The organism is Acetobacter persici, from assembly GCF_018256955.1.
GTDB classification, from domain to species: Bacteria; Pseudomonadota; Alphaproteobacteria; order Acetobacterales; family Acetobacteraceae; genus Acetobacter; species Acetobacter persici.
This window is the reverse complement of sequence record NZ_JAERKU010000003.1, coordinates 56,650-69,069: the sequence shown is the minus strand read 5'-3', so window position 1 is coordinate 69,069 and position 12,420 is coordinate 56,650. Positions and strand designations below refer to the sequence as shown.

At 57.5% G+C, this 12,420-nt stretch carries 11 protein-coding genes; 4 read left to right on the top strand and 7 right to left on the bottom strand.

Annotated elements, in window-relative coordinates; translation table 11 throughout:
* Positions 1-3 precede the first annotated feature (3 nt).
* From pheS to rpmI, 3 genes are all read right to left on the bottom strand, one after another.
* A complete protein-coding gene (gene pheS / locus JK199_RS04720) occupies positions 4-1,074 on the bottom strand; it encodes a phenylalanine--tRNA ligase subunit alpha (protein WP_086655328.1) in 1,071 nt (356 codons plus the stop codon).
* A 147-nt stretch (positions 1,075-1,221) separates the two neighbouring features.
* Positions 1,222-1,581 carry a 50S ribosomal protein L20 gene (gene rplT / locus JK199_RS04715; RefSeq protein ID WP_025825489.1) on the bottom strand — a complete coding sequence of 120 codons (360 nt, stop codon included), beginning with the start codon at positions 1,579-1,581 and terminating at the stop codon, positions 1,222-1,224.
* A gap of 14 nt (positions 1,582-1,595) precedes the next feature.
* Complete coding sequence (gene rpmI, locus JK199_RS04710; RefSeq protein WP_077930063.1) at positions 1,596-1,799, bottom strand: 50S ribosomal protein L35; 204 nt, start codon at positions 1,797-1,799, stop codon at positions 1,596-1,598.
* Between the two features lie 432 nt (positions 1,800-2,231).
* Here rpmI and JK199_RS04705 point away from each other — a divergent pair, with 432 nt between their 5' ends.
* The 4 genes from JK199_RS04705 to JK199_RS04690 all read left to right on the top strand — a co-directional run bounded on the left by JK199_RS04705 (position 2,232) and on the right by JK199_RS04690 (position 8,272).
* A complete protein-coding gene (locus JK199_RS04705) occupies positions 2,232-3,704 on the top strand; it encodes a mannitol dehydrogenase family protein (RefSeq protein WP_212374665.1) in 1,473 nt (490 codons plus the stop codon).
* Positions 3,705-4,129: 425 nt separating this feature from the next.
* On the top strand, positions 4,130-5,461 hold the full coding sequence (locus tag JK199_RS04700; RefSeq protein ID WP_202205662.1) for a cytochrome c: 1,332 nt from the start codon (positions 4,130-4,132) through the stop codon (positions 5,459-5,461).
* 20 nt (positions 5,462-5,481) lie between these two features.
* Positions 5,482-5,955, top strand: coding sequence for a (2Fe-2S)-binding protein (locus JK199_RS04695; protein ID WP_025825495.1), 474 nt, complete (start codon positions 5,482-5,484; stop codon positions 5,953-5,955).
* Positions 5,948-8,272 carry a xanthine dehydrogenase family protein molybdopterin-binding subunit gene (locus JK199_RS04690; protein WP_212374191.1) on the top strand — a complete coding sequence of 775 codons (2,325 nt, stop codon included), beginning with the start codon at positions 5,948-5,950 and terminating at the stop codon, positions 8,270-8,272. Before JK199_RS04695 ends, JK199_RS04690 begins: the two co-directional genes overlap by 8 nt.
* A 159-nt stretch (positions 8,273-8,431) precedes the next feature.
* Here the strand turns inward: JK199_RS04690 and JK199_RS04685 are convergent, their stop codons facing one another.
* The 4 genes from JK199_RS04685 to hslV form a co-directional block, all read right to left on the bottom strand.
* A complete protein-coding gene (locus tag JK199_RS04685; protein WP_212374189.1) occupies positions 8,432-9,709 on the bottom strand; it encodes a M48 family metallopeptidase in 1,278 nt (425 codons plus the stop codon).
* Positions 9,710-10,016: 307 nt separating this feature from the next.
* Complete coding sequence (locus JK199_RS04680; RefSeq protein ID WP_077930066.1) at positions 10,017-10,460, bottom strand: SufE family protein; 444 nt, start codon at positions 10,458-10,460, stop codon at positions 10,017-10,019.
* A complete protein-coding gene (gene hslU / locus JK199_RS04675) occupies positions 10,460-11,773 on the bottom strand; it encodes an ATP-dependent protease ATPase subunit HslU (protein WP_212374187.1) in 1,314 nt (437 codons plus the stop codon). Before hslU ends, JK199_RS04680 begins: the two co-directional genes overlap by 1 nt.
* Positions 11,773-12,378 carry an ATP-dependent protease subunit HslV gene (hslV, locus tag JK199_RS04670; protein WP_025825502.1) on the bottom strand — a complete coding sequence of 202 codons (606 nt, stop codon included), beginning with the start codon at positions 12,376-12,378 and terminating at the stop codon, positions 11,773-11,775. Before hslV ends, hslU begins: the two co-directional genes overlap by 1 nt.
* Between the last annotated feature and the right edge of the window lie 42 nt (positions 12,379-12,420).

Here is a 12,420-nt window from a genome sequence, read left to right as displayed (position 1 = left end):
GTCTTACACCCCTTCGTGCAGCAGTGCGGGCGCAAGCGGGTCAGACCCGTAATGACGCAGCCAGCGGATATCACTCTCATAAAACGAACGCAGGTCCGGAATCCCGTTCTTCAGCATGGTCAGGCGCTCCACCCCCATCCCGAAGGCAAAGCCCTGCCATTCCCGCGGGTCCAGCCCACAGTTGGCCAGCACGCGGGCATGGATCATGCCGGAGCCCAGGACCTCCAGCCAGTCTTCCCCGCCCCCGATCTCACCCGTACGGCGGGACCAGCCAATATCCACTTCCATGGACGGCTCGGTAAACGGAAAGTAGGAGGAGCGGAAACGCACCGGCAGATCCGGCTTGTCAAAAAACACGCGCAGGAACTCAATCAGGCAGCCTTTCAGGTGCCCCAGCGTAATGCCCTGCCCGACCACCAGACCTTCGCACTGGTGGAACATGGGGGAATGGGTCGCATCATGGTCCGCACGATAGGTCCGGCCGGGGCAGATCACACGGATCGGCGGCTTCTGGCTCAGCATGGTACGGATCTGCACGCCGGAAGTCTGGGTGCGCAGCACGCGCGCCACATCCAGCCCCGGCACGGGCGGCAAATAAAACGTATCATGGTCGGTGCGGGCCGGGTGATGGTCCGGCGTGTTCAGGGCGGAAAAGTTATGCCAGTCCGTCTCGATATCCGGCCCTTCCGCCACGCTGAAGCCCATGGAGCCAAAAATGGCCGTCATTTCTTCCACAGCGCGGCTGATGGGGTGCAGAGCGCCCTGTGCCGTTCCGGGCGGCGGCAGGCTGATATCCACACGTTCCGCCACAAGACGCGCTTCCAGTGCTGCGGCTTCCAGTTCCTGCCCGCGGCTTTCAATCGCGCGTGTCAGGTCATCCCGCAGGCGGTTGAGGGCGCCGCCCCGGGCCTTGCGTTCATCCGGGGCCATTTTCCCCAGCGCCTTGAGCAGTGCCGTCAGGCGGCCCGATTTACCCAGCGTGCCCACACGCACGGCATCCCATGCCCGCATATCAGCCGCACCGGCCAGTTCCGACAGGACGTCCTGCCGGAGAATCTCAAGATCGTCGCTCATGAAACCTCACACGAGAGGGGAAAATGCTATGAGGCGGATAGCCGCTCAGCCGCGCGGAGAAAACCCCCAAGCCGGAAAAACAGCCGCCAGAACAGAAAAAGGCCGCCCTTGCGGGCGGCCTTTTTCAGAGCAAATCGGCCAGAAGCATCAGGCAGCCAGAGCAGCCTGAGCTTTCTTCACGATTTCCGCAAACGTTGCGGCGTCATCAAAAGCGATGGCGGCCAGAACTTTACGGTCGATTTCAATGCCAGCCTTGTCCAGACCGTTGATGAAACGGCTGTAGGTCAGGCCGTGCTCACGCACAGCAGCATTGATACGCTGGATCCACAGAGCGCGGAATTCGCGCTTTTTGTTCCGGCGGTCGCGGTATGCGTACTGGAGAGACTTTTCAAGCCGTTCCAGAGCAATACGGTAGTTTGTAGAAGACCGGCCACGGAAGCCCTTGGACATGTCCAGGACTTTTTTGTGACGGGCGTGGGTTGTTACACCGCGTTTTACACGTGCCATATCTCAGATGCTCCTCAAACCAGCCCGTAGGGTGCCCACTGCTTGACGGTACGACCGTCCTGCGGTGTCATCACCTGTGCGCCACGGTTGCTGCGCTTCATTTTCTGCGGACGCTTGATCATCCCGTGACGCTTACCGCACGGACCTGAGAGCACCTTGCCGGTCGCGGTGATTTTGAACCGCTTTTTGACCGACGATTTGGTCTTCATCTTGGGCATTTCTTTACTCCTGAAAGCTCGAACCGCGTCCCTCTGTTGCCAGAGCGACAAAACACGGCCGGGCATGCCCCACAAGCCCGGACGCGTGTAACGAAGCCACTCACATAACGGAAAGCGTTCAGAGTTTCAAGCGGCATCTGAGCGGGATTTTTCAGCAAGGATATGGTAGGCTCACTCATACGTCAGATCTTTCCTGCCCCCGGGCAAAGCCGTGCGGCCCCTGCCGCCCTACTCTGGAAAGACCGCGCGCAAGGCCGCGTTTCTGCATTCCGCAGGCAACCTGCCTCCGTCCCGCGCTTTACTCTGACCAACAGGGGCCTGTGTGCAGCACAGCGAGCCAGTGCGCTGTGGTTAAACGATTTTTCTTTCTGCACCAGACTGGCCCCACAACAGAATACTGGCCTTACAACAGAATGAGGTATGCCGATTTCCATGATTGCCCTTTCCAGCGCCACACTCCGCCAGCTTCCGCCGCAGGTTCTCACCCCCACCTATGACCGCAGCAAAACCACACCGGGCATCGCCCACCTGGCGGTCGGCAATTTTCACCGGGCACATCAGGCACTCTATGTTGATCGGGTTCTGGCGCGTCCCGGCCAGCAGGACTGGGCAATTGTCGGGGTAGGACTGCGTGACAACGCACGGGAAACCCGCCGCGCCGGCATCATGGCGGAACAGAACGGCCTTTATACCCTGACGGAATTTGCCCCGGACAACACACACACCATCCGCGTTCTGGGTGCCATTACAGAGTATGTGCAGGCCGCGAAGGACCGCGCCGCCGCCATCCGCCGCCTCGCAGACCCCACCATTAAGATTGTCAGCCTGACCATTACCGAGGGCGGCTATTATGTGGATGCGAGCGGGAAATTCATGCTGGATGACCCAGCCATTGCTGAAGATCTCAAACGCGCCGTGCCTGAAACCGCGTTTGGGCTGGTGACGGAAGCCCTGCGCCTGCGGCGCGATAATGGCACCGGCCCCTTTACCGTCATGACCTGTGACAACCTGCGGGACAACGGCACCGTCGCCCGCACCGCCTTCTGCACCTTTGCAGAAGCGCGGGACCCGGCTCTGGGCGCATGGATCAGGGAAAACGTCACTTTCCCTTCCACCATGGTGGACCGCATCACGCCGTCAGTCTCTGAGGCCGACGTGGCACGGCTGGATGCCCTGAGCGGCGTGGCCGACCAGATGCCGCTGTTTGCCGAGGACTTCACCCAGTGGGTGATTGAAGACAAATTCTGCGCGGGCCGCCCGGAACTGGAAGCCGTCGGGGTAGAGTTTACGGATGATGTCGGGCCGTATGAGCAGGTCAAACTGCGGATGCTCAACGCCTCCCACTCCATGCTCGCCCTGCCCGGCCTGCTGATGGATTATGATACCGTCCCGCACGCCATGGCGGATACGGGGCTTGTCACCCTGCTGGAGCAGTTTCTGGCGCAGGATGCCAGTCCATCCATCACCCCGCCAAAAGGCGTGTCTCTCAGCGACTATGCGCATCAGGTCCTGCACCGTTTCCGCAATCCGGCGGTTGGGGATCAGCTTCTGCGCATTGCCTCTGACAGCGCATCAAAACTGCCGGTTTTCTGGACTGACACCGTCAAAGGTGTGCTGAAAGCCGGTGCTGACCACCGGCGCATCGCGTTCGGGGTGGCCTGCTTCCTTGAATATCTGCGCGGTGAGACCGAAAGCCATAAAACCTACAAGCTCTCAGAACCCGGCCTGCCGGATGCCGCCAGAGCACTGGCGCTGGAGGACGATCTGGCAACAGGCCTGACCATGCCGGTTTTTGCGGGATGGACTCTGGAGCAGTATCCGGCTTTTGGGGAGGACGTTGTCAAACTGCGCCGTAGCATCCGCACACAGGGCGCGCGCGAGACACTTACGCAACTCGGACTATAATTCTTGTTATAACGGAAAGGGTCTGCTTTACTTTCATAAAACAGACCCTGCCTGCCTTATCTTGCGCCTTCACCTTGCGCACAGCAAAACAGCCCGCTCACTCTCTCACAGCCGTCTTTTTATTACGCTACAGACGCATGCCTTACATGCAAAACAGACGCTGTCCATATACACGTAAATATAGTCAAGAGAGAAACTGGCCGTTTTCCATAACATTCTCGTGTTTCAAATAAATCTTATTCAGGTTTTACCGCTTCACGCGGAAACCTATGCGTTTATTTGCGGACCAAATCCAGATAAGTTTTGTCCACTATTAAATAACAGACCTTCAGACGGCAGGTTCCCGGACCTCCCGAAGAGGGAGACTGGGCGTTTTCAGTCTTTCAGCTTCGGCTGGCTGTCGTATGCACAGGATTGGGGGTAGAGTGATTAAACGTCTCTTAGCAGGAGCTGTCGGGGCTGGTGTCCTGGGCGGGCTCGGGTTTCTGTATTATGCCTGGTATCCGCCGATTGCTACAATACAGCCGCCGGCTGCCAGCAGCTTTTCCGCCGAGCAGATTGACCGCGGCCGCATTGTCGCGGCTGAAGGCTATTGCGCGGAATGCCACACCCGCACAGATAATGGCGGCGGCCCTGAGCTTGCCGGTGACTACAAAATGGAAACCCCGTTCGGGGCAATCTATTCTTCCAACATCACCCCGGACCCAGAAATGGGGATTGGCGCATGGTCGGAAGAGGCGCTGCGCCGCTCCCTGCGTTACGGCGTCTCCCGTCAGGGTGTGCATCTGATCCCGGCTTTCCCGTACGATCACTTCACCAAAATGACGGATCAGGACATTTCTGATCTGTATGCCTATCTGATGACGCGCCCCGCCGTGCATATGGCCCGCCGTCCGAATGAGCTGCCCTTCCCGCTCAGCCTGCGTATTTTTCAGGCGGGCTGGAAGCTGATGTTCTTCACCCCCGGCGTCTACAAACCCGACCCCAGCCATGATGCGCTGTGGAACCGTGGTGCCTATCTGGCGGAAGGCAATGCCCATTGCGGCGCCTGCCATACGCCCCGTAACCTGATGGGGGCCGAAAAGAAGGGCTCCATGTATGATGGCGCTGTGGTGGATGCGTGGATTGCCCCCCCGCTGAACGACAAGAACCCGACACCCACCACATGGACGGAAGACGAGCTGTACCAGTATCTGCGCTTTGGCGTAGCCCCGCTGCACGGCCCGGCTGGCGGCCCCATGTCCCCCATCCCGCACCGCTTCCTCTCTCAGGTGCCCGATTATGATGTGCATGCCATTGCACATTACTATGCGGATGTGGACCACGCGGCAGAACGGCAGGGGCATGACAAGGCCGCCCTTGCCCGCGCCATGGAGCAGTCCAAAAAAGATCTGATCGGCCCGAATACGCTGGACCCGGATGCCCGCCTGTATCAGGGCGCCTGTGGGGCCTGCCATTATAACGCGGCCCCCATGCCCGTGCTTGGCCGCCCGGATCTGGCGCTGAACAATGCGCTGTGGCTGGATGAGCCGACCAACCTGTATCAGGTCATGCTGCACGGTCTGACTGCGGAAGAAGGTCAGTCCGGCGTTGCCATGCCCAGCTTCTATAACGCTCTGTCCGACGCAGATATGGCCCGTATCGCCGCCTACCTGCGCCGCACCCGCACCACGCTGCCGCCTTGGACAGACCTTGAGAAGAAAGCTGCGGAAATTCGCAAGACCGTTAAAACCCTTCCCGTCAATTCTTCTCACTAAGGCGGCACACGGAGCCACTCATGATTAAGTTCAAACTCAATGGCCGTGACGTTTCCGTCGATGTGCCGGAAGATACCCCCCTGCTCTGGGCCCTGCGTGACGAGCTGGACCAGACAGGCACCAAATTTGGCTGTGGCGTTGGCCAGTGCGGCGCCTGCACGGTGCATGTTGGCGGCCGCGCCACGCGCTCCTGCATCACGCCGGTCAGCTCCGTTGAAGGGGCTGAGATCACCACGATTGAAGGCCTGCACCCCGAGGGTGAGCACCCTGTGCAGGTGGCATGGCGGGACATTCAGGTTCCGCAGTGCGGTTACTGCCAGTCTGGCCAGATCATGCAGGCCGTCAGCCTGCTGAAGGACTATCCGGACCCGACGGATGAAGAAATTGACGGCGTAATGGGCGGCAGCCTGTGCCGCTGCATGACGTATGTCCGCATCCGCAAGGCCATCAAAAAAGCCGCCGCCGCCATGCGTGAGGAGAAGTCTAATGGGTAAACTGGAACGCATTGCAGCCCGGCAGGACCGTGCGGCCGGACGTGGCCCGACCCGCCGCGGCGTGCTGCTGACAGGCCTTGGCTCGGCGTTCATGTTCGGGTTTGCACGGGAGGCCTCCGCCGCCCAGACTTTCCCGCAGAACAGCAGCCTGCCCGGCAATGGCGCGTTTGAACCCACCGTCTGGTGCTCCATCGGCCCGGATGGCGTCGTCAACGTCAACATCATCCGTGCGGAAATGGGCCAGCATATCGGCACCGCCCTCGCCCGTATCATTGCGGATGAAATGGAAGCCGACTGGGATAAAGTCCGCATTACCTACGTGGATACAGACCCGAAATGGGGCCTGATGGTCACCGGCGGGTCATGGTCCGTGTGGATGACGTGGGATGTCTTCCGTCAGGCCGGTGCGGCCGCCCGCACCGTGCTGGTGGAAGAAGGCGCTAAACTGCTCGGCACCTCGGCCGCCAGTTGCGTCGCCCGTAATGGCCGGGTAGTTGCTGGCAACCGCTCCGTCTCCTTTGGGGACATTGTCAGCCATGCGCGCCCCACGCGGTCCTTCACACCGGATGAGATGGCCAAGCTGCCGCTCAAGCCGCACTCTGAACGCCGCCTGATTGGCAAGGAAGTCCGGGCGCTGGATATTCCGGCCAAAACGGATGGTACCGCCATTTACGGGATCGACGCCAAGCTGGACGGCATGGTGTATGCGCGGCCCAAACTGCCGCCCACGCGCTATGGCTCCAAAGTCGTTTCCGTGGATGATAGTGAAGCCAAAAAGATCAAAGGCTATATCCGCTACATCGTTCTGGAAGACCCGTCCGAAACGGTGCCCGGCTGGGTGGCTGTTATTGCCTCCACCTATCCCGCCGCCATCCGCGCAACCGATGCGCTGAAGGTCACGTGGACACCGGGCAAGACGGCCAATGTCTCGGAAAAAGACATTCTCGAACATGGCCGCAAGCAGATTGCCGAAAAAACCGGCGGCACCTGCGTGTTCAATGATGATGGCGTGGATGCCGCTTTTTCCTCCGCCAAACAGGTTTTTGAACGCACCTATACCTGCGCCTCCGTGCTGCATTACCAGCTTGAGCCGATGAATGCTCTGGCTCGCCTGCAGGATGGCAAATGGGAAATCCATTGCGGTAACCAGTGGCAGTCCCTGTTCCTGCCGGTAATTGCCAAGGCTCTTCAGGTGAAAGAGTCCGACGTTATCATGCGCAGCTATCTGCTGGGCGGTGGCTTTGGCCGACGCCTGAACGGGGATTACGCGGTTCCCGCTGCTCTGATTTCCAAGGCGCTGGACGGCAAGCCGGTCAAGCTGATCCTCACCCGCTCGGATGATATGCAGTTTGACTCCTTCCGCTCCCCGTCCATCCAGACGGTGCGCGTGGCGCTGGACGACCAGAAAAACCTCAAAGGCTGGCAGCACCATGCCTCCGCAGGCTGGCCGACCCGTGTTATGGCAGCCGCCTTCATGGAAAAGGGTGCTGACGGCAAACCGTATGATCAGTTCGCCATTGCAGGCGCTGACCACTGGTATGATGTCGGCCCGATGCGTGTCCGTGCGCTGGATAATGATCTGGCAGACGCCACGTTCCGCCCCGGCTGGCTGCGTTCCGTGAGCTCCGGCTGGACGCCATGGGCGCATGAAGCATTTCTGGATGAACTGGCGCATGACCTCGGCCATGACCCGGTTGAGTTCCGCCTCTCCCTGCTGACAGCCAAAGGTCGCAACGCGGGCAAGGCACCGGATTCCGTCGGTGGTGCGACCCGTCAGGCCAATGTGCTGAAGCGTCTGGTGGAAAAATGCGGCTATGGCAAAGCCCAGTTACCGCCTGATACCGCCATTGGCATTGCGACCACCTTCGGGCAGGAACGCGCGATGCCGACATGGACGGCGGGAGCTGTGCAGGTCCATGTGGACCGCAAAACCGGTGCTGTCACCTGCCAGAAAATCTGGCTGGTGCTGGATGCCGGAACCATTGTGGACCCGGATGGCGCTATGGCCCAGACGGAAGGTGGCGCTCTGTGGGGCCTGAGCATGGCGCTGTTTGAGAACACCGAAATTGAAAACGGCAACGTGCGGGACCGTAACCTGAACACCTACACCCCGCTCCGCATTACCGATATCCCGGAGATGGATATTGAATTTGTGGACAGCACAGAAAAGCCCATGGGTCTGGGCGAACCGGGTGTAACGACCATTGGTGCAGCCATTGCCAACGGTGTGTTTAATGCTGTGGGTGTCCGCCTGCGCCACCAGCCCATCCGCCCCGCGGATGTTCTGAAAGGCCTTTCTGAGAAAAAACCTGCGTAACGCAGACTTTTTTCGGAACGAATAAAACGGTTAAAAAAACCGGCGCGCTCTCCAGAGCCGCCGGTTTTTTTTGCTCTATCGACAGGGGCGTTGAAATCACTCCCTAAGACAAGCTTGTCATAATATTCTGAGCCTGATTAAGGCGGAGTATGACCCTTGTTAGCGAGGACCTTTACAGGCTGGAAGCTGCTTGGTCGTCAAACCTTCCACAGCAACACAGCGCCAGATGATCTTGTTCTGGTCAAGCAAGGACGGAATCAGCCGGATGCTCTTACCGCCAGAATTGATAACAAGCGTCATGTTTTGCTGATTGTAGAGCAGGCGATCTCCGTTGGGCAGGCCAGTCGGCACACCAAGACTTGCAAGGGAAGCTGGGGGTTGGCGGTTATTAAAATAGGCATTTGTCAGCGCATTGCGTGCAACTGCGGTCTCGTTCACCATCTTAATTGCCTCAAACCTTGCCGTTACATCCTTCAAAAAAGGCAATCCAAACGCAAAGGCGAAAAACAAAATATAGATATAAATTATAAGGGCAAACAGACCGCCGCTACGCCCTGCGTAAGGCACGCACAACGCAAGAAGGTAGGAAAATTTTGAGCGCGCAGGAATAAGGGCCTCTCGCAACGTGACACGGGCCACGCGCTTTGTCAGCCACGGATATCCTGCTGTCAGTTCATGCAAAGACATCCAGAAACCTGAGGTTTCACGCACCTGGAGGCAAAACTGCTCAAGATCAAGATCTCTCCAGCGCTTATGCCCGGCAGCCAACGCAGCCAGAGCCCGCCCGGCATTGTCCGGCGATGAGCAACAGGCGAGGCCATATCGGTCACATGAAGTTTCACGCGCACGAGAATACGCAGCGCCCAGCAGCGGAAGCCACAATGCTGGCCAGCGCAGAAACATTTTACCAAGGTGGCGCATGTGCAGGTGACCAATTTCATGCCCCAGATAAAAACGGACACCGTCCGGGTTAGCACTCATGGCATCGACAACATCGGAAAGGAGCACTACGTACTGAGCCCCCAAAAAACGCGTAGCAAATGCATTCATGGCACCGTTGCCATGCAGAATGTAAACCTCCGGCCACGGCTCCATCTTCAGTGTGGCGCAACATTCTGCAAACTGCTGGTGCAGGTCTGGGAATTGCCGTGATGTTAGCAGAACACCATTGCCCTTGATGTAAGAAATGAGAGCTGACTGTGCAAAAAGATAGAAAATATACCCCACAAGAAGAACAAGCAGGGCAACACCAAATGTACCAACAAGAAGAAGCAACCAGAAAATGATACCCAGAACGAGTGTTATTTTCTCTAATGTTCTTTCTTTAGGATAAATAAGAGACGACATTTTATAATTTTCTCGCTTTAAAAGACCATGGCCTGATCTGAAATTCTCAAAAAAAATACAAAATCTTGAAGGATAGATAAAATCCTTCAAAACAAGAGACGGCCATAACGATTTAAAGGCTACTGCATGAAGAAAATCATGAACAGATATTTTTAAGTTTCTTCATTCTCTTCATATATTTATAAAAACATACATTAAGAATAAAAATAATTGACACTCTAAAATAAATGAAAAATATCAATAAATAGTATTAAAAATACAATAGGGAGAAATGATAATAAAACAACGCAGTAATTATCCATATAATTACAAATTAAATATTCAATTTCGTCAAAGAAATGGCATTCCATGAAAAAGTCTTCTTGCAGATTTTTCCCGCAAGAAGACTTTTTTAGACTTAAACTTTTAAAGACGCCGCAGCCGACCGGATTGCCCGCGCCATGGCTTCCACGCCGTTACCACGGTTGGTGGACAAAGCCTGCACCAGCCCCAGATCCCGCAAAAACTGAGGATCTGTCTCCATAATTTCCTCACGTGGCCGCCCGGAATACACACGCAGCAGAAGCGCTACCAGACCGCAGACAATCGCAGCATCGGAAAGCCCGGCAAAGTAGAGCTTGCCATCTTCCTCCCGTGCTTCCAGCCAGACCTGACTCTGGCAACCGGGCACCCGATGATCATCATTGCACCACTCCGGCGGAAAGGGCGGCAGTTTGCGGCCCATTTCAATGATGTACTGGTAGCGTTCCATCCAGTCGTCAAAGACGTCGAGTTCATCACGGATAGCGTCAATCGCTTCGGAGGCTGTGTCTTCCTCCGGCAAAACAAAAGGTGCGTTCATTACAGAATAAACCGGCTGAGATCACCCTTGCGGGCCAGAGGAGCAACTTTTTCCTGAACCAGAGAGGCTTCAACATGAATGGCCTCCCCTTTTCTGTCAGACGCCGTGAAGGAGATTTCCTCCAGCAGCTTTTCCAGCACCGTGGCCAGACGGCGTGCGCCAATATTTTCCACGCGCTCGTTAATGTCCGCAGCCAGCTCAGCCAGTGCGTCCACCGCGCCGTCCGAGAATGTCAGCGTCACATCTTCCGTGCTGAGCAGTGCCGTATATTGTTTCAGCAAAGAATGTTCAGGGTCCGTCAGAATGCGGCGCAGATCCTCACGGGTCAGCGGCTGAAGTTCCACACGGATGGGCAGACGCCCCTGCAATTCCGGCAGCAGGTCAGACGGTTTGGCAAGATGGAACGCACCGGAGGCAATAAACAGGATATGGTCCGTTTTCACCGGGCCATATTTGGTGGAAACCGTCGTGCCTTCAATCAGCGGCAGCAGGTCCCGCTGCACGCCCTCACGCGAGACATCGCCACTCCGGCCGCCACCATCGGCGGCACGCCCACAGACCTTGTCAATTTCATCCAGAAAGACAATGCCGTTTTCCTGTGCGTGGGCCACGGCTTCGCGCGTCAGGGCTTCCGTATCCAGCATCTTGTCCGCTTCTTCACGCTCCAGATACTCCCGCGCAGCCGCCACTTTCAGGCGGCGCTGCTGGGGCGTCTTGCTCATGAAGTTTTTCATCATCTCGCTAAAGTTGATGACCTGACCGGGGACCATCCCCGGCATCTCGCCACCGCCTGACGGAGCAGCCTCTACAACCGCGATATCGACTTCTTTATCTTCAAGCTGGCCATCCCGCAGCATGGCGCGGAATTTGTTCTTGGTCTCGGCCGAGGCCGTTGCCCCGACCAGCGCTTCAACCAGCCGGTCTTCCGCCGCCTGCGCTGCACGGACCGAGACATCCCTGCGTCTGACGTCCCGCAGCATGGTGATGGAGGCTTCGACCAGATCCCGCACAATGCTTTCCACATCGCGCCCCACATAGCCGACTTCCGTAAACTTGGTGGCCTCAACTTTTAAAAACGGGGCCTGCGCAAGTTTTGCCAGCCTGCGGGCAATCTCGGTTTTCCCGCAGCCTGTCGGGCCGATCATCAGGATGTTTTTGGGCACAACTTCTTCGCGCAGCCCTTCGGCCAGTTGCGCACGCCGCCAGCGGTTGCGCAACGCAATGGCCACAGCCCGCTTGGCGTCACCCTGCCCGACAATAAAACGATCAAGCTCCGAGACAATTTCCCTCGGAGAAAAGGTCGGTGCATCCATCAGGAAGAAACCTTATCTGTTGAAGGAGAGGCCGTCAGCGTTTCCACCCTGACAGAATGATTCGTATAAACGCAGATATCCCCGGCCACTTTCATGGACCGCCGCACAATATCCTCGGCGTCCAGCCCTTCAACCGTCAGCAGCGCCCGAGCGGCAGAGAGGGCAAAATTCCCCCCGGACCCAATGGCGATAATGCCGTCTTCCGGCTCCAGAACGTCGCCATTGCCTGTCAGGGTATAAGAATGTTCAGCATCGGCCACGGCCATCATGGCTTCCAGCCGCCGCAGGTACCGGTCTGTCCGCCAGTCTTTTGCCAGTTCAACACAGGCGCGTTCAAGCTGATTGGGGTAGCGCTCCAGCTTGGCTTCCAGCCGCTCAAGCAGCGTAAAGGCATCCGCCGTGGCACCAGCAAATCCGGCCAGAATGGAACCGGAAGGGCCAATCCGCCGCACTTTACGGGCGTTCCCTTTAATCACGGTCTGACCGAGTGTGACCTGTCCATCCCCGGCCATAGCCACAGTGGGGCCACGCCGGACACAGAGGATTGTTGTCCCGTGCCATCCGACGGGATCATGCGAGGAGGAGGCTGTGTGAAAGCTTTGCATAGTAGCAAGAGATAAGCTTTCCTGCCGCCAGCACAAGAGGCC

Coding starts and splice junctions, on each gene's coding strand:
- pheS (WP_086655328.1), bottom strand. CDS start 1,074: ATGAGCGACGATCTTGAGATTCTCCGGCAGGACGTCCTGTCGGAACTG.
- rplT (WP_025825489.1), bottom strand. CDS start 1,581: ATGGCACGTGTAAAACGCGGTGTAACAACCCACGCCCGTCACAAAAAA.
- rpmI (WP_077930063.1), bottom strand. CDS start 1,799: ATGCCCAAGATGAAGACCAAATCGTCGGTCAAAAAGCGGTTCAAAATC.
- JK199_RS04705 (WP_212374665.1), top strand. CDS start 2,232: ATGATTGCCCTTTCCAGCGCCACACTCCGCCAGCTTCCGCCGCAGGTT.
- JK199_RS04695 (WP_025825495.1), top strand. CDS start 5,482: ATGATTAAGTTCAAACTCAATGGCCGTGACGTTTCCGTCGATGTGCCG.
- JK199_RS04690 (WP_212374191.1), top strand. CDS start 5,948: ATGGGTAAACTGGAACGCATTGCAGCCCGGCAGGACCGTGCGGCCGGA.
- JK199_RS04680 (WP_077930066.1), bottom strand. CDS start 10,460: ATGAACGCACCTTTTGTTTTGCCGGAGGAAGACACAGCCTCCGAAGCG.
- hslU (WP_212374187.1), bottom strand. CDS start 11,773: ATGGATGCACCGACCTTTTCTCCGAGGGAAATTGTCTCGGAGCTTGAT.
- hslV (WP_025825502.1), bottom strand. CDS start 12,378: ATGCAAAGCTTTCACACAGCCTCCTCCTCGCATGATCCCGTCGGATGG.